The following is a 21,051-nucleotide window of genomic DNA, read 5'->3' as shown; positions in this document are numbered from 1 at the left end:
GTAGAACTAAATAACATGAGAATGCGAGGTTGCATAATGTCTGCCAACACTGCTCTATTTCTCCCTCATAACTGCTGTGGATCAATTCCCATTTCTCGCAGTCGAGCTTCAAGAACTTCTCGGCGTCGGCGTTCCTCCTCTAATAACGCCTCTGCCTGATCAGCTCGTTGTTGTTCCTGCTCTTTTTTTCGCATCAATTCAACGTAAGAAGAAAACCGCTCACCATCAGGCCGGTAAATCTGTAAATCTCCCTCAGAAATCTCAAATTTTACCCCTAACCTCGGACTCACCCATCCGATTATTTCCTCAATCACTTCTAACTGATTTTCCCTTCGCACCCAGCCGCATAAATCGACTTTCTCAGGATCATACAAATAATATTCCTCAACTTGGTATTGGTTATAGAACTCCTGTTTTTTTGCCATTTCTTTGATAGTGTTACTCGGAGACAATATCTCAAACACGACTTGCGGCGCGAGATTATCTTCCAGCCACTGCTTATAAGAGCCTCTATCTCCTTTGGGCCGACCAAATACCACCATCACATCGGGGGCGGTGCAAATCGTGTTATTTCCTTCTACTGGATACCACAGCAAATCGCCGGCAGTAAATACATTCGCATCATCTTTGAAAAGTGCGTCGATTCCCCCTTGAATTGTCACAATCCATCGGTATTGCTTCGTATTGTCTGCCATTGGTTTCCCGTCGCTGTCTGGGTAGATAATCTCTGGTTGTGCCGGCACTTGCACCTCTTGTACCATGCTGCCTTCCCTCCTTTATTTTTCTCCTCTTATTATTTTATCCGATTGCTCTTTACCTTCTCGAAATTTCCATGAGTTAACTGAGATTATTCAACATTTTTAAAATTTAATAATAAATAATTTCTCAAGATTTCTGGAGAGAATTGCACCCATTGCTCTAAGAGATGTGAGTGTTCAAGTTCGAGAAATATTTCCACCGGCAGTTTCCTAGCATTTCTCAAACAGCGTGCGTGAGTTACAATGCAAGCTGATTCGGCATTCCACCGGCAGCATGATAGAAACACTTCAAACCCAGCTATATCAACTCCAGCAACTCGCAGATCAACTTGTCTCTACCCAGCTAACCCACCTTAGCTGGATGAGTGTCGGCATCATCTTCATCGCCGGCTTGCTCACTAGCCTCACCCCTTGTATGCTCTCCATGTTGCCGATTACAATCGGCTACATCGGCGGATACGAAGCCAAAAGCCGTATCCAAGCTGCTGCACAATCAACTTGGTTTTCCCTCGGACTTGCTACGACGCTTGCCGCTTTGGGAATCCTCGCCGCAATTGCCGGCCAAGTTTATGGTCAAGTTGGTATTGGCTTACCCATTATTGTTAGCATCATCGCTATCATCATGGGGCTAAACTTACTCGAAGCATTACCTCTACAATTACCCTCCTTTGGCGGCATGGAGTGGATTTCTAAAGATTTACCAGAAGGCGTGAGATCCTATCTAATCGGACTTACCTTTGGTATCGTTGCTTCCCCTTGTAGTACGCCGGTTCTTGCAACATTACTCGCCTGGATTTCCACCACAAAAGATCCGATTTTAGGCAGTGTTTTACTGCTTTTCTACACAGCAGGCTACGTTGCTCCCTTGATATTAGCCGGCACCTTCACGGCGAGTATTAAAAAACTTCTAGAATTGCGCCGATGGTCTGCTTGGATTACACCCGTTAGCGGTGCGTTATTAGTCGGATTCGGCGTATTTTCCTTACTATTTCGTTTAGTGCCGGCAGCCTGATGATTTGTTATTTTTCCTTGACAATCGGGAGGCATTTGTCCTTGACAAGCAAAAAATAATAGACAACTATAAAAAACAAGTTGATCGAACTTCATGCCACAGCAATTCACAGACCAAAACTCATGGAATCTGTCAAAGAGTATTTGTCGAGTCTGACTGATAGCGAATTGAGGCCCACTGCATTACGCGTGGCTTTAGTGGTGGGTTCGATTTTGTTTACCATCAATCACGGTTGGGCGCTCACACAGGGTCAAATGAGCCGAGATCGCTGGATGGCTGCTTCGATGACTTACATCGTTCCCTACATGGTCAATGTCCACGGCCAGTATATCAGTCGCACTCGCCGGTAAAAGCACGTCACCCCGCTCAAGACTAGATCGTGAGTGAGCGAACAGTTGAAAAATCTTAGCGAATCCCTCATTGTTAAGAGAGTTAAGGCTATAACTTTTCTACAATTAACAATAAGCAAATCGCAACAGAGGTAGACTGTGACGGCAGGACCGACAGATTCATTTTTAACAAAAATATTGCATTGGGGCACACTGCCAACGCGTTTTTTCCGGAAAGAGGTGTTGCCTCTGATAGCTGATTTGCGGCTGGCAATTCTATTGCTGTTAGCGATCGCCGCTTTTAGCATCTCCGGCACCGTCATTGAGCAAGGTCAATCACTGGCGTTTTATCAAGCCAATTATCCCGAAGATCCCGCCCTGTTTGGCTTCCTAAGTTGGAAGGTGCTACTCGCTTTTGGACTCGATCACGTTTATCGTACTTGGTGGTTTTTGTCAATTCTGATTTTATTTGGGTCGAGCTTAACCGCCTGCACCTTCACCCGCCAATTTCCCGCCCTAACCGCAGCCCGCCGGTGGAAATTCTACGATCTGCCTCGTCAGTTTGAAAAATTAGCCCTCAGTGCTCAAATTGACACGGCTGTGGAAATGCGAAATACCGCGTCTCTCAATTCCTTAGAACAATTGTTGCAAAGCCGGCGCTATCGGGTGTTTCGGGAAGGCGAAACGCTTTATGCCCGTAAAGGATTAGTTGGACGTATTGGCCCGATTGTCGTCCATGCCAGTATGCTGATCATTCTCGCCGGCTCGATTTTGGGCGCGATGACCGGCTTCATGGCTCAAGAACTCGTCCCCAGCGGCAATAGCTTTCACATTAATAATATTGTTGATGCCGGCCCTTGGGCAGCGCCGCAAATTCCGAAAGATTGGTCAGTACGAGTCAATCGTTTCTGGATTGACTACACACCTGATGGCAACATCGACCAATTTTACTCGGATCTCTCAGTCTTAGACCGGCAGGAACAGGAAGTTGACCGCCAAACGATTCACGTCAACAAACCTTTGCGGTACAAAGGCGTGACAATGTACCAAACCGATTGGGGAATTGCCGGCATTCAAGTACAAGTCAACAAAAGCCCAATCTTGCAATTACCAATGGCTCAACTCGATTCCAAAGGGCAAGGGCGCATCTGGGGAACCTGGATTCCCACCAAGCCAGATTTCAGTGAAGGCGTCTCCCTGTTAGCGAGAGACTTGCAAGGAACACTGCTGATTTACGACGCCAAAGGTCAACTCAGCACCACACTTCGCGCCGGCATGGCAACAGAAATCAATGGTGTTACCCTGAAAATCGTTCAAGTCATCGGCAGCACCGGCTTGCAAATTAAAGCCGATCCAGGCATCCCTCTCGTCTACACCGGCTTCGGTTTACTCATGCTGGGTGTGATGATGAGTTACGTCTCCCACTCCCAAGTTTGGGCGCTGCAAAAAGACGGTCAACTTTACGTGGGCGGCAGAACCAACCGCGCTCAAGTTGCGTTTGAACGCGAAGTGGTGGAAGTTTTAGACCGACTTTCGGCAACCGAGGAAACCCGCGCAGTTGTTGCAGCTTAAATGCAAAAAACAAAGGAACGCAATAGAAGTTATTTCTGTGCGTTCCTTTGTTTTGAAATTGCTACTTTGTTATGCCTTAGTCGGCTTCTGATGGTGAACTTCTATGACTGTATGAACGTTGCCGCGAGGTGAAAAATCTCCCTTAATTGTGACCTCAAGCGGATCGCAAGCGGCAACGAAATCATCCAAGATTTGATTCACCGATTCTTCGTGGGAGATGTAGCGATCACGGTAACTGTTGATATACAGCTTGATCGCTTTGAGTTCCACTACAGATTGATCGGGCACATAAGTGATGTGAATCGTGGCAAAGTCTGGATAGCCAGAAAACGGACATTTGCAGGTAAACTCTGGCAAAGTAATGTTGATGTTGTACCGGCGTCCCACTCGCGGATTGGGGAAGACAATCAGGTTTCCCTCCGCAATATTGCGTTCGCCGTACTTCATTTCGGGAGTTTGAGTGCCGGTGCTAGCTTCCGGCGATAAATCTTGCTGGGTTAGGGAATGGCTCATATCGATTTTGAATTTTGGCTGGGCAGATTTTAGATGGAATTTTGACCGCTGCGAACAATCTCTAGCTTAGCTTTTAGCTTTTAATTAAGGCAAGGTAAAATTATTAATTTTCCGGATTATTGATCATAATTTACAAATCGCGTTAACTGCCTAATTTCAATTATACAGCAATTAACAATTGCTTGTTCTCACTAAAAAAGAGAAACTTTCAGAAGGGCTAAAAAATATTAATAGACGTTTTAAAAATTAAAGCAATTTTTTAAAAGTATCAGAGGTTAATACCCAATATTACGAATTGTTTGGCAATCTTGGCAATAAGGTGCCGGCTTTAATAAATTTGAGCAGGAGAAATCAAGCAGGCGAAGATTCAGTGCCGGCTCAACGCAAAACTGAACATTAAGATAAGTGCGCCTCAAGAAATCAGGAATCGACAAAACCGGCTGTGTAGTTCATCCAAACCAAATTTAAGAGGAGTTCATGATAAAACATTGGCTTAATGGCTTATTTATATTCATTTCTGGCTTTTATATTCTCACGCTAATGTACCTGCCCTTAGCGGCACTTTTCTTAGCAGCCTTCGCCGGCATGATGGACGTGAACGGACTTGAACTTCTCATTACCTTCTCCGCTCTAATTCCACTGTCAATAGCCTGTATACGTCAGGCATTGCGTTTTCAAAAACAACCCCTACAGGTAATGCGTCTATTTCATGGCGTAGCGGCTCCTCTATATTTCCTGTTATATATCCTGTGCCAGTTCCGCCACACGCCTGAAATTACATTCATTCTCGGCACCATCATGGTGTGTCCCCTAGCCTTTCTCCTCGAACTCCTCTATGGCTATGCTAAACCTCATCGAGTGCTTGCGTGGATGCAACTGATCGCTCACAGTCTTATGCTGATAGTCGGCTTGTACGCTGGGCTTGTACTACTGTTTTACGCTGCGCCGTTAGCCGCTTCCGAGTTCAGCTTATTCCGCATCTCCTTACGCGAAGGTTGGGAGACAGCGGTTTTAGAACCAAACAGCTATGGGTTTTACGCGTTTCTCGTCTTCGGCATGGTTTTCTCCTCTGGCTTGCGTTGTCTGCTAGTTTTTCCTGTGTTTTTATTATTGCCAAGTTCCTACATTCAATCTGGCTATCGCGTTTTACGTGCCTTTGCCGGCCAACATGGGAAAACCCGTGCGTGTGCCGGCGCTCTCGGTGTCGTTACAGCTTGGATGATCTTATTGATTTCATTTCAACAACAGCCGCAAATACAAGCATTTAAATTCCTAGATCAGCCGGCTGCTACTGATAGCGCTAGAGCAGAACTTGTCGCTAAGTCCGATATCATTCGCGCCGGCTTACTCAACGCCTACTTGTCTTCCTATCGCTATCTCAGCACCATCAAAGAAAATAACCATATTCGGGAGATGTATGAAGATACTTTGAACACCCCCGAACCCCTCTCCCAATTTTTACAAGATAGCTACAATCGGCTGATGTCACCGTTTTTATACAACGGTTCTCGCAAAGATATCGAAAAAGCCGAAAAACTCTACGCTCATTTTTTTGACAAACCCATTCAAAAAGGCGAACAAAAAGCAGTTCTCCACGCTTTACCATCTACCTGGTATCCCGGCAAAGCAAAAGCAGGACTGCTGAATATTGGTCAGAAAAAAGTGTGGCTACAAACGCAACAAGTTACCGTAGAACCTCACGGAGATTGGGCAGATGTGGAGCTGTACGAACGCTATAAAAACGAAACGAACGAAACGACTGATATGGAAGAAGTCCTTTATTACTTTTCCCTACCAGAAAGTGCTGTTCTAACGGGCGTGTGGCTGCGTAACACCAATGATCGAGACAAGCGTTTCCCCTTCAACGTTTCACCTCGTGGTGCTGCTCAAAAAGTTTATAACCAACAGGTGGAGCGTCGGTATGGTCGGTCTGTCGATCAGCTGGAACGTGCTCGGACTGCCGATCCAGCACTCCTCGAACAAGTGGGGCCACGCCATTACCGCCTGAGAGTATTTCTGATTCCCAGATCGCGGCGGATGAATTTGTGGCTGACTTATCAAGTAATGCGACAAGAAAAGGGTTGGCCATTGCCGGTTTTAGGAGAAAAACGCAACATCTTTTGGACAAAAGATACTCAGCGCATCCGCAACGGACAAGCCGTTAAAGATTTCCCAGATAATTGGTTAGAAGCTTATTTGCCGGCAGAAGGACAATACAAGCCGACATCCCATCAAGTGAATTTACCAGATGGCTCCCGCATTACAGCAAAGCCGTTAGCAGAAAAAGATTACACTTTGCCAATAGGCAAGCGCTTTGCAGTTGTTCTCGATAGTTCGCGCAGTATGGCTGCTCATACTCAGCAAATAAGCGAGACATTCAATTGGTTAAAAGCTCGCGGCTTTGCTGATAATAACTTTGCCAATAATGATGCTGATTTGTATGTCACTGCATCCACAGGTAAACAACCCCAGCGCATCGACGATCTGCAAAAATTTGATGCAGGGAAAATGCCGTTTTATGGCACACTCCAACTGAAGGAAATGCTGCGGCAATTTGTACAGTTGCGAGGCGATACTGCCTACGATGGCATTTTAGTTGTGACGGATGAAGGCAGTTATGAATTGTCCGATGACAGTAAAGAAGTGCCGATGATGCCGGCACCGGCATGGATAGTGCATTTAGGTGCAATGCCGCCGGCTTATGATGATGCCACCTTAAAAGCCATTCAAGATAGCGGTGGAGGCGTTGCAACCAACCTGCCAGAAGTCTTGGAACGAATGGCAACCAAAGCCGCTTTAGGGCCATCTGCGGTGAGTGTGGTGGATGGATATGCTTGGGTTATGGAGAAGCCGGTGAGTGAAACCGCTAAGGCACAACCTGGTAACAAAGACAAGGTGACACCAGAAAACAAAGCTAAGGCAACTTCTAACACCGGCTTTGAACCGTTAGCTGCGCGGCAGTTCGTTTTAGGGTTGAGCAAGACGATCAAGGGCAATGAAATTTCTCAACTTGATGCGATTCATGCAATCGCTAAAAACTTCAAAATAGTCACTCCCTACTCGTCGATGATTGTACTGGTCAACGATGAGCAACACAAAGCGCTCAAAGAAGCGGAAGCGGATGCCAACCGTTTTGAACGGCAAGTGGAAGATGGCAAAGATCTCTCTCAGCGACGCAATCGTTAAAATGCCAGTGTCCCTGAACCTGGAACAGTTATCGGTTTAGCTGCCGGCACGCTGATGTTGATTGTCGCGCGTCAGCGACGCCGGTTCAACTCACGGATATAAGCCGATGAACTTCCCCCTTCTGTAACGAGGTGGAAGCCGAATAAATTTTTGTTTTTGCAAGGGGGAAGCAAGGTTCCCCTTTTCTTATACCAAATCCGGTTAACTCAGACTCTTTGTTTGGGGAGCGAAACACTATCGGATCGTAGGGCGGGTGTGCCTCACGCACCCGATTTTTCAGTCGCCAACCCTAACCGGATTTAGTATTAGATGGAATTTTGAACGCTACAAACAATTTCTAGCTTAGCTTTCAGCTTTTGATCAAGGCAATGGCCAATCAATATTTTTCCTGATTTTCTATCATGATTTATAAATCTGATTAACAGACTAATTTCAATCATAAAGCAATTAATAATTACTTTTTTGTCTTAAAAATATAGAAGCTTTAAACAACGCTGATAAAACTTTTTTAATGCTTTTAAAATTATACTAAAAATGAAAAATATATGAGGTTAATACCCAATATTACGAATTGTTTGGCAATCTTGGCAATAACGTGCCGGCTTTAATAAATTTGAGCAGGAGAAATCAAGCAGGCGAAGATTCAGTGCCGGCTCAACGCAAAACTGAACATTAAGATAAGTGCGCCTCAAGAAATCAGGAATGGACAAAACCGGCTGTGTAGTTCATCCAAACCAAATTTGAAAGGAGTTCACGATGAAAAACAGGCTTGATGCCTTATTCCAAGTCATTTTTTGGCTTTGGAATCTTACCTTTCTGTTGCTGACCTACCTAGGAATACTACCCTTAATAGGGCTGGCATTAGTCGATGCAACCTTCACTGGCTTGATTCCCGGTGAATTTATCCTCACCCTCACCGCTCTAATTGCCGTGCCGGCTGCCTGCACAGTCCTCGGAGCATGGCGTTTTCGCAAACAACCCGTACAGCTGATGCGTCTATTTTATGGCGTAGAAGCTCCCTTATTCGCCCTGTGCCTGCTCCGCTTCTTTATTTTGCGGGAACTCACCCCCGCCAGTACCTTAATTCTCGGCACCGTAGTTGTGTGTGTCGCAGCCTTTCTCCTCGAACTCCTCTATGGCTATGCTGAACGTCATCCAGCACTCGCTTGGACGCAACTGATCGCTCACAGCCTGATGCTGATAGTTGGCCTCTATGCCGGCCTTTTGCTGCTGTTTTATGCCGTGCCGGCAGCCCCCGCCGTCGTATTCGGTGTCTTCGGATTTTTAGGCGAACTTTGGCGAATACTGACTTCAGAACCCTTATATTTTATCAACTACGCCTTTAGCAGCTTTCTCCTGCTTCTCCTCTTTGGCATTAGTTGTACCCTATTTCTTGCCATGCCCTCATTATTGGCAAGTTCCTACATTCAATCTGGCATTCGCATTTTACGCGCCTTTGCCAGCCAAAATGGGCGAACCCGCGCTTTTGCCGGCTCTCTAGGAGTCGTCACAGCCTGGATGATCTTATTCATCTCATTTCAGCAACAGCCGCAATTACAGGCATTTGAACTACTAGATAAGCCGGCTGCGACTGATAGCGCTAGAGCAGAACTTGTCGCTAAATCCGATACCATTCGCGCCGGCTTACTCAACGCTTACTTGTCTTCCTACCGCTATCTCAGCACCATCCAAGAAAGTAACCAGATCCGGGTGATGTATGAAGATACTTTTAACACCCCTCAACCCGTCTCGCAATTTTTACAAGATAGCTACAATCGGCTGATGGCACCGTTTTTGTACAACGGCTCTCGTAAAGATATCGAAAAAGCTGAAAAACTCTACGCAGATTTTTTTGACCAACCCATTCAAAAAGGCGAACAAAAAACTGTTTTACACGCCTTAAAATCTACGGTGAATCGGGACGAAGCGAAAGCAGGATTGCTGAATATCGGTCAGAAAAAAGTGTGGCTGCAAACGCAAGAAGTCACCGTAAAACCTCACGGAGATTGGGCAGATGTAGAACTTTACGAAGTCTATAAAAACCAAACGGCAGATGTTGAAGAAGTTCTTTATTACTTCTCACTACCAGAAAGCGCCGTTATAACCGGCGTGTGGCTGGGTGATACAAATGATCGATCCAAGCGCTTCCCTTTCACCGTTTCACCTCGTGGTGCCGCTCAAAAAGTTTATAACCAACAGGTGAACCGCTACCGGCCTGTCGATCCAGCACTTCTCGAACAAGTAGGGCCACGTCATTACCGGCTACGAGCATTTCCAGTTCCCACTCCATTAAGAAGTTGGGAGCGGGACAGCAAAATCCAGCGTCCAACCGAAATGAATTTGTGGCTGACTTATCAAGTAATGCGACAAGAAAAGGGTTGGCCATTGCCGGTTTTAGGAGAAAAACGCAATATTTTTTGGACAAAAGACACCGAGCGCATCCGCAATGGAAAAACGGTTACAGATTTCCAAGATAACTGGTTAGAAGCTTATTTGCCGGCAGAGGGGGAATACAAGCCGGCAACCCATCAAGTGAATTTACCAGATGGCTCCCGCATTACCGCAAAGCCGTTAGTCGAAAAAGATTACACTTTGCCAATAGGCAAGCGCTTTGCAGTTGTTCTCGATAGTTCGCGCAGTATGGCGGCTCATACTCAGCAAATAAGCGAGACATTCAATTGGTTAAAAGCTCGCGGCTTTGCTGATAATAACTTTGCTAATAATGATGCTGATTTGTATGTCACTGCATCCACAGGTAAACAACCCCAGCGCATCGACGATCTGCAAAAATTTGATACGGGGAAGATGCCGTTTTATGGCACACTCCAACTGAAGGAAATGCTGCGGCAGTTTGTACAATTGCGAGGCGATACTGCCTACGATGGCATTTTAGTTGTGACGGATGAAGGCAGTTATGAATTGTCCGATGACAGTAAAGAAGTGCCTTTTATGCCGGCACCGGCATGGATGGTGCATTTAGGTGCAATGCCGCCGGCTTATGATGATGCCACCTTAAAAGCCATTCAAGATAGCGGTGGAGGCGTTGCAACCAACCTGCCAGAAGTCTTGGAACGAATGGCAACCAAGGCCGCTTTAGGGCCATCTGCGGTGAGTGTGGTGGATGGTTATGCCTGGGTTATGGAAAAGCCGGCGAGTGAAACCGCTAAGCCACAACCAGGAAATAAAGACAAGGTGACACCAGACAACAAAGCGAAGGCAACTTCTAACACCGGCTTTGAACCGTTAGCTGCACGGCAGTTAGTTTTAGGGTTGAGCAAGACGATCAAGGGAAACGAAATTTCTCAACTCGATGCGATTCATGCAATCGCTAAAAACTTCAAAATAGTCACTCCTTACTCATCGATGATTGTACTGGTCAACGATGAGCAACGCAAAGCGCTCAAAGAAGCGGAAGCCGATGCCAACCGTTTTGAACGGCAAGTGGAAGACGGCAAAGAGCAGTTAGGGACGCCAAACAATCCTTTAAACGCCAGTGTCCCTGAACCTGGAACAGTTATCGGTTTAGCTGCCGGCACAGTGATGTTGATTGTCGCGCGTCAACGACGCCGGTTCAAGTCACGGATATAAGCCGGTGAACTTCCCCCTTCTGTAACGAGGTGGAAGCCGAATAAATTTTTGTTTTTGCAAGGGGGAAGCAAGGTTCCCCCTTTCTTATTCCTTGCACAGAAGGGACTAGGGGAACACTCAGTTAGTTTTGCATTCAAGCCCAAGCCGCTATATCTTAGAAATTTGTGGCGAATTGCTTGACGAATTGTGGTTCGGCTTGTTCTAATCTGAGTCATAGTTTTATAAACCGGCTCTGCGTAAAAGCACTTCTGCTCAACTTCAGACGTTCATTTAAATTCTTAATCGTTTATGCGAAATGTGACCGCCTCTGGCAACTCGATGCCAACCGAACCCCAATCCTACTCTCCGTCTGTCCCCATTTCCATCTACCGGCAAATGGCAGCAGAATTGGAAGCTACTAAGACTCAGATGGAGTCTGTTAACGCTCACAACCAGCACTTACTCCAAGAAAATCAGCAATTGCGCCTGGAAATTGACAAGGTTGTGCAATCAACCTATCGTCTGCAGCAGGTTGTCAACTCATTCCAGCCGTATACGCCAACAGCTACGCCTCGCGCTGCCGGTAACTCCACATTCGGGATGCAGCCTCCTTACCCCAGCCAGACTTCTCAGGGGGTTCATTCTGCCGGCACAGAGGCGGTGATGAACAACCCATTCCCGGTATTTGATCCAGATGCCGGCAACTCAGCGTTTGCACAGCCATTGTTTACAGAACAACAAGAAGTTCGTCCTCGTCGCGGGCCGAAACCAAGACGATCTTCTGATATGGGTGGAGTGTGGTTGGCTGTTACGATCTTTTTAATTGTGGTCGCTGCGTTTGGTGCCGGCTACTGGATTGTGCGTCCCATGTTGCTTAAGCGCTAGCATCGATGTGCGAGTGAGAAGTCACAAGCTACTTAAATTTTTAAGCGCTTCTCACTTCTCACTTTCCGAATTTTTTCGCGTCAAAAGTATGCAGCATTATTTGCAAAGCAGTTGTCTTCAAGTGCTGAAGTTAACTAATTTTTTATTTATTAAAACACTTGTAATAAAAATTTTTATGTAATTTTGTAGCCGGCTATAGCAACCCTAATTATTTGTGAACGTTAAGAATCCGATTTTTCTAAAAAATCGAGTTTCTCAAAACCCCAACGGTTACTAATGAGAGAAAAGCGCCATATCTGGACTATTTCGAGAATTTCATAAGCATCGGGTTCGGCTGGTAGGCTGTTTCCCGCCTCTTTAACCTAGTTAATAACTGCATTATGAAAAACTCCACTCAGACGTTCTCTCCGCCGAAATCCATTTCCTTCGAGGTAGAGATGGAGACACGGCTTTTTCACCTCTAGGGATTATCCTTTGTCAAAATAAACATCTATAAATTGCCGACGGCACTCTGAAATAATATGGCTTTTTCCCTCTTTTTAAGCCATTGTTATTGAGATTTGTGGACTAATAATTAGGACAAAACATACGTTTTTTTTAGTTAACGATATCTTTTTATCATACTATAAGCGTGCAACGCCTTATCAAAATCAAGACGTATTCTTCGATTACAAAAAGGCTTTGGGTTGTATTTGAGCTTGATATCTGTTTAAATCCCGTTAGGAGACAATGAAAATTCTCTCTTCGAGGCAGATTCACTGTCAGGGGTGCGTGAAGATTTACGCTATAAGGTAAACCTTCACAGAGAACGAAAGTAAATTTAATCTATCGTCTTTCCATTAGGCTACTTAAACTAGAGATAACCGCTATTAGTTCGGATGGTTCCACTGGTTTGGTGATATGCATTTGATAGCCAGATAACAGGGCAAGCTTTCGATCCTCCTGTCGTGCATAGGCAGTTAGTGCAATTGCTGGGATTTTCCCACCCTGTGCCGGCGGGAGCGATCGCACTTGGCGTATGAACTGATAACCGTCTTCTTCGGGCATACCAATATCACTCACCAGCACATCAGGTTTATTGCTTTCTAGCAACTCCAAGGCTTGTAGAGTCGAGCCAGCCGTTATCACCTCGGCTTGGGCTTGTTCAAGAATCACCTTAATTAATTCACGCGCATCTAGCTCGTCGTCCACAACTAGCACATTTACTCCGCTGAGGTTAGGTGCGTCAGGGTCAGTGGAAGCGTTATCAACTGTTTCTAGAGTAAGCTCCTCTGGTTCAAAAGTTTTGGCATGAACCGCAACCACCGGCAGTGCCACCACGAAGGTCGCGCCAAGTCCAGCTCCTGCACTTTCAGCCCGAACCGTGCCTCCATGCAACTCGGTCAAACTGCGGACAATAGAAAGACCAAGTCCAAGTCCGCCATGACGGCGGGTGGTTGAGCCATCTGCTTGTCTAAATCGCTCGAACACATAGGGCAAAAACTCTGGCTCAATTCCTTGTCCGGTGTCAATAACGCTAATTTCAACCTGCGAGCGCACCCGCTCCAAAATTACTAGAACCCTACCTGCTTTTGGGGTGAATTTGATGGCATTTGATAGTAGATTCCAGACAATCTGCTGTAGCCGGGCGGGGTCACCTGAAACAACCCCTGCTAGAGGATCTAACACCTTCTGTAAACAAATCTCTTTGGCTTGTGCTGCCAGTCCTACGGTCTCCACTGCTGCTTCAATCACTGACACCAAATCTACCCGCTGCACATCCAGGCGAATTTTGCCAGAAATGATTCGGTTCATATCCAACAAATCTTCGATCAGTTGCGCTTGCATTCGTACATTGCGCTCAATCGTATTCACGCCTTGCTCAACCATCTCTGGTTTCAGTGCGCCTTTACGAAGCAGTTGCGACCAGCCCAGAATGGCATTGAGCGGCGTGCGAAGTTCGTGAGAGAGCGTTGCCAAAAACTCATCTTTCATGCGGCTGACTCGCTCAGACTCGTTTCTGGCTGCCCGTTCCCGCTCTAGCAATTGTTCTCGTTGTTCCAATAGCTGTCTCTGCTCATCGATATCAGTACAGGTGCCAAACCAACGGATGATGTTTCCCTCGTCATCATGGATGGGAAGCGCCCGCCCAATAAACCAACGGTACATCCCATCCTCAGCCCGACGAAAGCGATATTCAACCTCGTAAGGTTCACCCGTTTTGAGGGAATGCTGCCAAATTTCTACAACGAGATCGTAGTCATCAGGATGGAGGTACTCTTTCCAATTCCAACCTTGGTTATCCGTGTGCCGCATTCCCGTGTAGTCATACCACCGCTGATTGAAGTAGTCGTGATAGCCATCGGTTGTGGTACTCCAAACAATCTGCGGCATTGTATCGGCGATTGTCCGAAACTTCGCTTCACTTTCACGGAGGGCAGCTTCTGCCTGCTTGCGTTCACTGATGTTGTGGAAATAGACCGACAGCCCTTCGGTCGCGGGGTAAATGCGAAGTTCAAACCAGGTGTTGAGCGGTGGATAGAATTCATCGAGTTCAACCGTAATCTGTTGTTCGGCTGCCTGACGCAATCCAACCTCAAATGGTGAACCAACCAAGTCGGGAAAGACTTCCCACATCACATGACCCAGTAACTCGGATCGACTCTTCTGTAGCAGAACTTCGGCTTCCTGGTTGGCGTAGACGTAGCGCCACTGGCGATCAATCGCTATAAAGCCATCAGTAATGCTTTCTAGGATGGATTCGATGCGGCGGCGAGCGGTTGCTTGACGCTCTCGACCTAACTCTAAATTCGTTGCCACCCGTGCCAACAATTCCCGCGCACTAAATGGCTTCACCAAATAATCATCGGCACCGGCTGCCAATCCCTCAACGGCGGCTTCTTCACCGGCACGAGCCGAGAGCAGCAGAATCGGAATGGCACGAGTTTGTGGATCAGCCCGGAGTTCCCGGAGCAATCCAAACCCATCAAGCCTTGGCATCATTACATCGGTTAACACTAAATCTGGAACTTGAACACGAACGGCTTCCAAGGCAGCTTGCCCATCTGCAACCACTTCTACGTCATAGTGTTTGCTCAAGAGCCGTTGCAGATAATGACGCATATCAGCATTGTCATCTGCCAACAAAATCCGGGCAGATGAGCGGCGAGGCAACACTTCGCCTATAGACGATGAGTCTTTTTTAATTTCTGCAACCCACCCTAAGGCTTCTTCCACATGAGAAGTTGCACCTGAAGCGGTTAAGGTCTGAATTCGGGCCGCTTGAATGCATTCTGGTGGCAGGTGAGTCGAACCCATTGGTAGCCGCACGACAAAGGTACTGCCTTCATCCAGCGCACTACTGACGGCTACCGTGCCGCCATGCAATTTGACTAATTCCTGCACGAGCGACAGCCCAATGCCTGACCCCTCGTAGGAACGTCCCTGTGCCCCTGCAACGCGATGGAAACGCTCAAATAGATGGGGCAACTCATTCGCTGGAATGCCGGTTCCCGTGTCTTTAACAACCAGTTCAACCGAGTCTTCTACAGAGTGCAGTGAAACTGAGATTTGTCCCTCAAATGTGAATTTGAAGGCGTTAGAGAGCAGATTGAGTACAATCTTCTCCCACATATCGCGATCAACATAAACTCGCTCAGACAGAGGAGGGCAATCGACGACAAGTTGCAATCCTGCCTTTTCGATCGCAGATCGAAACACACTAGCCAGATCGGCAGTGAGGGTTGCTAAATCTGTCGGCTCGTAGATGGCTTGTATCCGACCGGCTTCAAGGCGGGAAAAATCTAGCAGGGTGTTGACGAGCTTCAACAGACGCAAGCTATTGCGGTGCGCTACGCTGATTTGTTCCCGTTCGGAGGCAGGCAAATTACCGCTTTGGAGGACATCTTCGAGCGGATTCAGCATCAAGGTCAGGGGTGTGCGAAACTCGTGGCTGACATTTGAGAAGAAGACTGTCTTCGCCCGATCAATTTCTGCCAGCATCTCGGCGCGGCGGCGCTCTTCCTGATATGCCTGGGCATTGCGGATAGAAACCGAAACCTGCCCAGCCAAAAGTTCGTAGAACGATTGGTAGCCTTCATCCAAAGCGCAGTTAGGACTAATCCCAGCGATCAGCACTCCCAGGGGCGCGGTCACGTTGGATGAAGGAATGGGCAACACGATCGCTTGGTGAACCCTTTCACCCCAAGGGCCGCCAGCAATAGTGATGTAGCGGTCAAGACCTTCCACAATGGCGGTGTCACCTGCCATGACTTTGGTGAAAGACCATAGATGCGTTGATGCTTCGAGCAAGACAGTAGGCGGGGCAATTTCCTCATTTGCGTCCACCCTCACACTGCCGCACAGCCGCAGTGTTTGGTCATCCTGGTCGCGCAAGTAGATCAGGGCAAACGGCACATCGAGCGGATATTCAGCGAGCGCAGCCAAGATATCAGTACACGTAACATCAACGCTGCGTGCATCACCCCCCCGTGCTGCCAAATCGCGCTGCAACCGCAAGCGCCGCTCACCCATTACCTGAATCGTCACTTCGCTACAGACGCAAAGCATCCCGCGAATTACCCCTTCGTCGTCCTCCACAGCGCTGTAAGACAGGCTAAAGTGAGCTTCCTCGTTGTAGCCCTTTCTATTCACTGCTAGCATTTGGTCTTCCACCCAGTTGGGAATCCCTGTTGTCATCACTTGCGCGATCATCGGGCCGATCACATCCCAAGATTCGGCTTGGGTCTCTTGAATCGAGCGTCCCAGCGCACCCGGATGCTTCGTCCCGATTAAATTGATGTAGGCGTCGTTGTAAATCTGAACTAGCTCCTGCCCCCATAGCAAGATCATGGGATAACGCGAGCCTAAGAGGGTGCGAACGGTTGATTTCAAACTCTGTGACCATGATTCCACTGGGCCGACTGAAGTTTGTGCCCAATCTAATGCTTGCATCCGCTTTCCCATCTCACTGGAACTGGGAAAAGGACTCGTTCTTTGTCCGTTCATTCGCTATCCTCCCTATCCTCTATGTTAGGCATCTCGCAGTTCGGATTGAGAGAGTCGGGGTTGGTATCGACGATATTGCTCTTACCTCCAATCCCGTCTGCAATGTGTTGTAGCCGATTGTCCATTAAAGGATAGAAGCCATGCTCTGGCCTTAGGGATAACGATGCAATTGCGCTCACTCACAGCAATTAAACTTCCAATTTTTATCCTTGGATTGAAGAAATTTGATTTTAATTCTATTAGCCTGCTTACATTTATTGAAGCACGGCATTATTTTGCGCCTTCGCCAAAACTAGGACAGCCCTAATAATTCTATTGTAAAGTTTCGCCCTGTTTCGTCACAGATTTCTTCCTAATGGCGAGGAATAGAGAAGTTCGAGATTGAAGGGAATTAGGCAGGCGAGCATCAGCTCGAATCTGCATCCTTCACGAACAAGCAGAAACGGGGTGAAATTAAAGAAACGAGCCGAGGTGAGCGCTCACTAGAGAAACTCGTCTCAAAGAGGATGTCTGAAAAGTAAAAAAGCTCTCATAACGATACCTTGTCAATAGCAAAATGTTGATTTGACGTTAACACAGCGATGTCTCAATCCTATGCCAGTGATTTAACCAAGGAGCAGTTCCCACTGCTTTCAGGATTAATTCCTAGCGCTAAAGTAGGTGAGCGGCCCCGAAGTGTTGAGAGGCAAGCTGTGGTGAAGGGTATCCTCTATATCTTGTGTGGTGGTGGCACGTTGCGGATGTTACCCCAGCACTTTCCCGCCTAGAAAACGGTTGATCCCTATTTTCGGCAATGGCGCGTTAATGGAACTTGGCAACGCATCAACGGAAAGCTACAGCAGTGGGTGCCAGTGATGGAAGACCATGAGCCTACCTCCAGCGCTGCTACCTTAGATAGTCAATCGGTGGAAACTGCCACAATGGGAAGCATCGAAGCCGGCTATGATGGCGGCAAACAGGTGAAAGGGCGCAATATGCGGCATCTGTTGGTCGATACGTTGCGATTAGTGGGGATGGTGGTAGTCACTGCCGGCAATGTCAATCAGGGCGATGGCGCACGCCGTTTGTTTGAGAAACTGTATCAGATACGCCAACGCTTTCCCGCTCTAGTACGCATCTAGGGTGATGGCGGCTATGGCGCTGAGAAGTTTATGCTCCCTTGTGATGGATACCTATCGTTGGATTATCGAAGCCCTGTTGCGCCCGCAGACCGGCCAAGGCTTCGAGGTGTTGCCTAAGCGATGGCTGGTTGAGCGTACTTTCGCTTGGTTTAACTGGTGCCGGCGCTTGAGTAAAGATTATGAGATGGTGCCGCAAACTTGCGAAGCTTTCCTCTATGTTGGCATGATCCCTATTTTGCTCAGACGATTGGCATTATCTTTGACTTCTCAGACATTCTTTCACTGTTGCGTTTCTCCCCCTATATCTTTTTAAACCACAACAGACAAGGTAAATACCGGCTGATTCGACACGATTTTGAAAAATACTGAGGCTGTATTGCTGAAAGTTACCAGCCGGCTTTGTATCTATCACGATGGCGACAAAGCGGCTGCCTGAGAGCCAAATTTTACTAAACCCTCACCGCGTCTTAACCGCTATTTGTCCGCTCTCCACTATCTTATAAAGAGTAGAGAAGAATACCAGAATAAACAAAGTTTCCCCTCCTAGTGTTGTTTGTTGTTAATCTGCCATTGCTGCCGGCATAGACAAACCTACTCACTCCAAAAACTTACTCTAACCTAAATTAATTTTGATAGTCACAAGTTGCCAGAACAACTGATTTCATCCAACGAAAAATTAATAGGAACTCGAATTTATGAAACTTTCTGATAGCGTCCTCAGCAACGAACCGGATCTAAGCACCCTCAATTTATTTACAAACAATCTCCCAAACGAATACACTGTTTTAAATTCGATATTACGCTATCCCAAACATATTCCTCAATTGCCACACTCACTCACCTATCTGCGTCCCATCAATCTCGCCACACAAGCAACATCTGAAACTTATTCACCGCTGTCTTGAAGAAGAACAAGTTGCCAACACCCATTAACCTCAATCTGTAAATTTTCCATGACAGGTCGATAAAAAACTCAACAACCCTCATCCTCTAATCCCAGCGATTCCCGGAAAAAGCACAAAAAAGTTGGGTTAAGCGCATAGCCTAACCCAACTTCTTATCAAACATCAAGCTAACAAGGTTTTACTAACCTTGCGCCTCATCCTCTAATTAACTACACCGGCTTTAAGAGGAAGGGTCGAATAAGTCTCGGAACAAACAGGCTCTTCCATACCCATCTCTGGATAAAAGCCACGGGGTATCTCTCGCATTGTTACCTGCTCAGCTTGAAGAGCGGCTTTGAGCACCTGCATCGCCAGTTTTGGCTCTCCTGCCCCACAGAAGAATAAATCAGCAGCAAAATATCCATATTCTGGCCAAGTATGGATGGCAATATGAGACTCAGCCAACGTGGCTGTTGCCGTGACGCCGTGTGGACTGAACTGGTGAACACACATATCAATGAGAGTAGCGCCTCCAGCTGAAATCGCATCTATTAGGGCGCGGCGGATGCGTTCAGGATCGTTGAGAAGCTCCGCAGGACACTGCCAAGCATCAACGACCAGATGGGTTCCCATTTGTTTCATTCTGTCTGTAACACTCCACCCAAGTACATCGCAAACCTTTTAATCATAGCAGAATTTTAAATCCTGCTCAAGGCGAAACTAAACTTTACAAACTCCATTCGCGATTAAGTTCATATAAAACTTTAATTTCTCCTTTGACAGCGCAAAGGTTGTGTTAAAAAAGGCGACCGTTAAGAAAACAGTCGCCCTGACTCTAACCGCAATCAGCCGGTCTAACTATGAGTGGCCCCATTCGGCAAGATCGCTCCCCCAAGAATGGCCTCATGCAAGCAAGCGCCACTTAGGGTCGCCCCAATCAAATTAGTCCCTGTCAGATTCGCCTGAGTTAAGTTAGCACCGCTGAGATAGGTGAGCAGCAAACCGGCTCCACAGAGATTTGCCCGACTCAAGTTAGCATCCCGCAAGTCCGCCTCCAGCAGGTTAGCGCCCGATAAATTCGCACCCGATAGATTGGCTAAGCGCAAATCGGCTCGCGTCATTTCCGCACCGCTAAGGTTTGCCCCACTCAGCAACAGTCCGCTCAGATTTGACCCACTCAAATTGCAACCGCGCAAGTCTGCACCCCTGAGATTAGCTCCATTAAGATTGGCCATACTCAGATCAGCCCCACTGAGATTGGCTCCACTCAGGTTAGCCCCACTCAAGTCAGCCTGCCGCAGATCCGCCTCAGTTAAATCAACCTCAGTGAGATTGGCACCCTTCAAATTAGCGCGACTCAAGTAAGCGCGAATCATACTCGCTCCACTCAAGTTTGCCTCACTCAAGTTTGCCTCACTGAACACAGCCCGATTTAGGTTTGCTCGACTGCCATTAACCCCAATTAAAATCGCTCGGCTTAAAGCGGCTGCGATCCAAACACTCTCGGTTAGGTTGGCTCCTGTTAAATCTGCACCTACCAAGCTTGCACCCGTGAGAATGCTGTGACTCAGGTCTGTTTTGTGCATGATTGCCCCACTCAGGCTAGACCCGCTCAAGTCAGCTTGGATCAAAATGGCCCCACTCAGATTAGACCGGCACAGATTGGTTTCAATCATTGTGGCTTGAGACAGAATTGCCCCACTCAGATCAGCCTCGCTCAAGTTGGTGCCGACGAGTGTAGCCATTGTTAAGTTAGCGGTTTTGAGATTGGCTCCCCTGAGATTGGTTCGATTCAAATTAACCGCACTGAAGTTGGCTCGCCGCAACTGCGCTCCTCGAAAGTCTCGTTCTCCTTGTGCGTGGCGACTTAAAAGTTCATGAGCACTCACAAGTTCATTAGTATTCATAATTGCTTTGCCTGATTTATCTTAATGTTTTGGATGTTCCAGGCTCTACATAAACTTTTGTAGAAAAGTTCATGTCTGAGTCAAACAATGGTTCAAAAAAAATGATTTCGCTCGATGATGCCGCTGAGCATTTCTGATGTTGATGCCGGCCAAAAGAAGTGCCAAGACATCCGTTAATCTCAACACTGTTTTGTCGGTTGCATCAAAATTTAGCAGTCATGCCGCTAGCAGGCACACCGACACTGTTCTAAACCGCTAGGTGTATTCTGCTCTCCTAGCGGCAATTAAACACTCACGTCTTGGCATCCAGTGCTTGTGTTGTCGATTCGCA

15 protein-coding genes and 1 pseudogene are annotated in these 21,051 nt (G+C 47.1%); 11 read left to right on the top strand and 5 right to left on the bottom strand.

The features are described from left to right. Positions 1-65: 65 nt before the first annotated feature. Positions 66-761 carry a Uma2 family endonuclease gene (locus H6F73_RS00980; protein ID WP_190756960.1) on the bottom strand — a complete coding sequence of 232 codons (696 nt, stop codon included), beginning with the start codon at positions 759-761 and terminating at the stop codon, positions 66-68. A gap of 271 nt (positions 762-1,032) precedes the next feature. Here H6F73_RS00980 and H6F73_RS00975 point away from each other — a divergent pair, with 271 nt between their 5' ends. The 3 genes from H6F73_RS00975 (at position 1,033) to H6F73_RS00965 (ending at position 3,671) form a co-directional block, all read left to right on the top strand. Beyond that, positions 1,033-1,770 carry a cytochrome c biogenesis protein CcdA gene (locus H6F73_RS00975; protein WP_190757078.1) on the top strand — a complete coding sequence of 246 codons (738 nt, stop codon included), beginning with the start codon at positions 1,033-1,035 and terminating at the stop codon, positions 1,768-1,770. A gap of 122 nt (positions 1,771-1,892) precedes the next feature. Continuing rightward, entirely contained in the window at positions 1,893-2,120 is a 228-nt protein-coding gene (gene nrtS, locus H6F73_RS00970; protein ID WP_190756959.1) for a nitrate/nitrite transporter NrtS, read from the top strand. A gap of 138 nt (positions 2,121-2,258) precedes the next feature. Continuing rightward, a complete protein-coding gene (locus tag H6F73_RS00965; protein WP_190756958.1) occupies positions 2,259-3,671 on the top strand; it encodes a cytochrome c biogenesis protein ResB in 1,413 nt (470 codons plus the stop codon). A gap of 69 nt (positions 3,672-3,740) precedes the next feature. Here the strand turns inward: H6F73_RS00965 and queF are convergent, their stop codons facing one another. Further along, the gene (gene queF / locus H6F73_RS00960) at positions 3,741-4,184 is read right to left on the bottom strand and encodes a preQ(1) synthase (protein WP_190756957.1); all 444 of its coding nucleotides are present in this window, start codon (positions 4,182-4,184) and stop codon (positions 3,741-3,743) included. A gap of 477 nt (positions 4,185-4,661) precedes the next feature. Between queF and H6F73_RS00955 the strand changes: the two genes are divergently transcribed. From H6F73_RS00955 to H6F73_RS00945, 4 genes and pseudogenes are all read left to right on the top strand, one after another. After that, entirely contained in the window at positions 4,662-7,370 is a 2,709-nt protein-coding gene (locus tag H6F73_RS00955; RefSeq protein WP_242072292.1) for a TIGR02921 family PEP-CTERM protein, read from the top strand. Between the two features lie 15 nt (positions 7,371-7,385). Then, positions 7,386-7,472: pseudogene (locus tag H6F73_RS26295) on the top strand (PEP-CTERM sorting domain-containing protein); the annotation flags it as partial. A gap of 654 nt (positions 7,473-8,126) precedes the next feature. After that, the gene (locus H6F73_RS00950) at positions 8,127-10,958 is read left to right on the top strand and encodes a TIGR02921 family PEP-CTERM protein (protein ID WP_190756956.1); all 2,832 of its coding nucleotides are present in this window, start codon (positions 8,127-8,129) and stop codon (positions 10,956-10,958) included. Between the two features lie 288 nt (positions 10,959-11,246). Next, positions 11,247-11,822 carry a hypothetical protein gene (locus tag H6F73_RS00945; RefSeq protein ID WP_190756955.1) on the top strand — a complete coding sequence of 192 codons (576 nt, stop codon included), beginning with the start codon at positions 11,247-11,249 and terminating at the stop codon, positions 11,820-11,822. 825 nt (positions 11,823-12,647) lie between these two features. On the opposite strand, the gene H6F73_RS00940 is transcribed toward H6F73_RS00945, so the two are convergent. Then, complete coding sequence (locus H6F73_RS00940) at positions 12,648-16,808, bottom strand: ATP-binding protein (protein WP_190756954.1); 4,161 nt, start codon at positions 16,806-16,808, stop codon at positions 12,648-12,650. Between the two features lie 581 nt (positions 16,809-17,389). Between H6F73_RS00940 and H6F73_RS25850 the strand changes: the two genes are divergently transcribed. The 4 genes from H6F73_RS25850 (at position 17,390) to H6F73_RS00930 (ending at position 18,834) form a co-directional block, all read left to right on the top strand. Continuing rightward, positions 17,390-17,575: a transposase gene (locus H6F73_RS25850; RefSeq protein WP_199330347.1), complete on the top strand. Its 186-nt coding sequence runs from the start codon at positions 17,390-17,392 to the stop codon at positions 17,573-17,575. A gap of 87 nt (positions 17,576-17,662) precedes the next feature. Beyond that, a complete protein-coding gene (locus tag H6F73_RS25845) occupies positions 17,663-17,929 on the top strand; it encodes a transposase (protein WP_199330346.1) in 267 nt (88 codons plus the stop codon). A gap of 13 nt (positions 17,930-17,942) precedes the next feature. After that, complete coding sequence (locus tag H6F73_RS25840) at positions 17,943-18,242, top strand: transposase (RefSeq protein ID WP_199330345.1); 300 nt, start codon at positions 17,943-17,945, stop codon at positions 18,240-18,242. Between the two features lie 382 nt (positions 18,243-18,624). Further along, positions 18,625-18,834, top strand: coding sequence for a hypothetical protein (locus H6F73_RS00930; protein ID WP_190756953.1), 210 nt, complete (start codon positions 18,625-18,627; stop codon positions 18,832-18,834). A gap of 201 nt (positions 18,835-19,035) precedes the next feature. Here the strand turns inward: H6F73_RS00930 and speD are convergent, their stop codons facing one another. Together speD and H6F73_RS00920 are read right to left on the bottom strand one after the other, a co-directional pair. Continuing rightward, positions 19,036-19,455: an adenosylmethionine decarboxylase gene (gene speD / locus H6F73_RS00925; RefSeq protein ID WP_190756952.1), complete on the bottom strand. Its 420-nt coding sequence runs from the start codon at positions 19,453-19,455 to the stop codon at positions 19,036-19,038. A gap of 212 nt (positions 19,456-19,667) precedes the next feature. After that, complete coding sequence (locus tag H6F73_RS00920; RefSeq protein ID WP_190756951.1) at positions 19,668-20,720, bottom strand: pentapeptide repeat-containing protein; 1,053 nt, start codon at positions 20,718-20,720, stop codon at positions 19,668-19,670. Between the last annotated feature and the right edge of the window lie 331 nt (positions 20,721-21,051).

It is taken from the genome of Microcoleus sp. FACHB-68, from assembly GCF_014695715.1.
Classification (GTDB): Bacteria; Cyanobacteriota; Cyanobacteriia; order Cyanobacteriales; family Oscillatoriaceae; genus FACHB-68.
The sequence above is the reverse complement of the archived record's forward strand: the minus strand, read 5'-3'. Positions and strand labels throughout refer to the sequence as shown.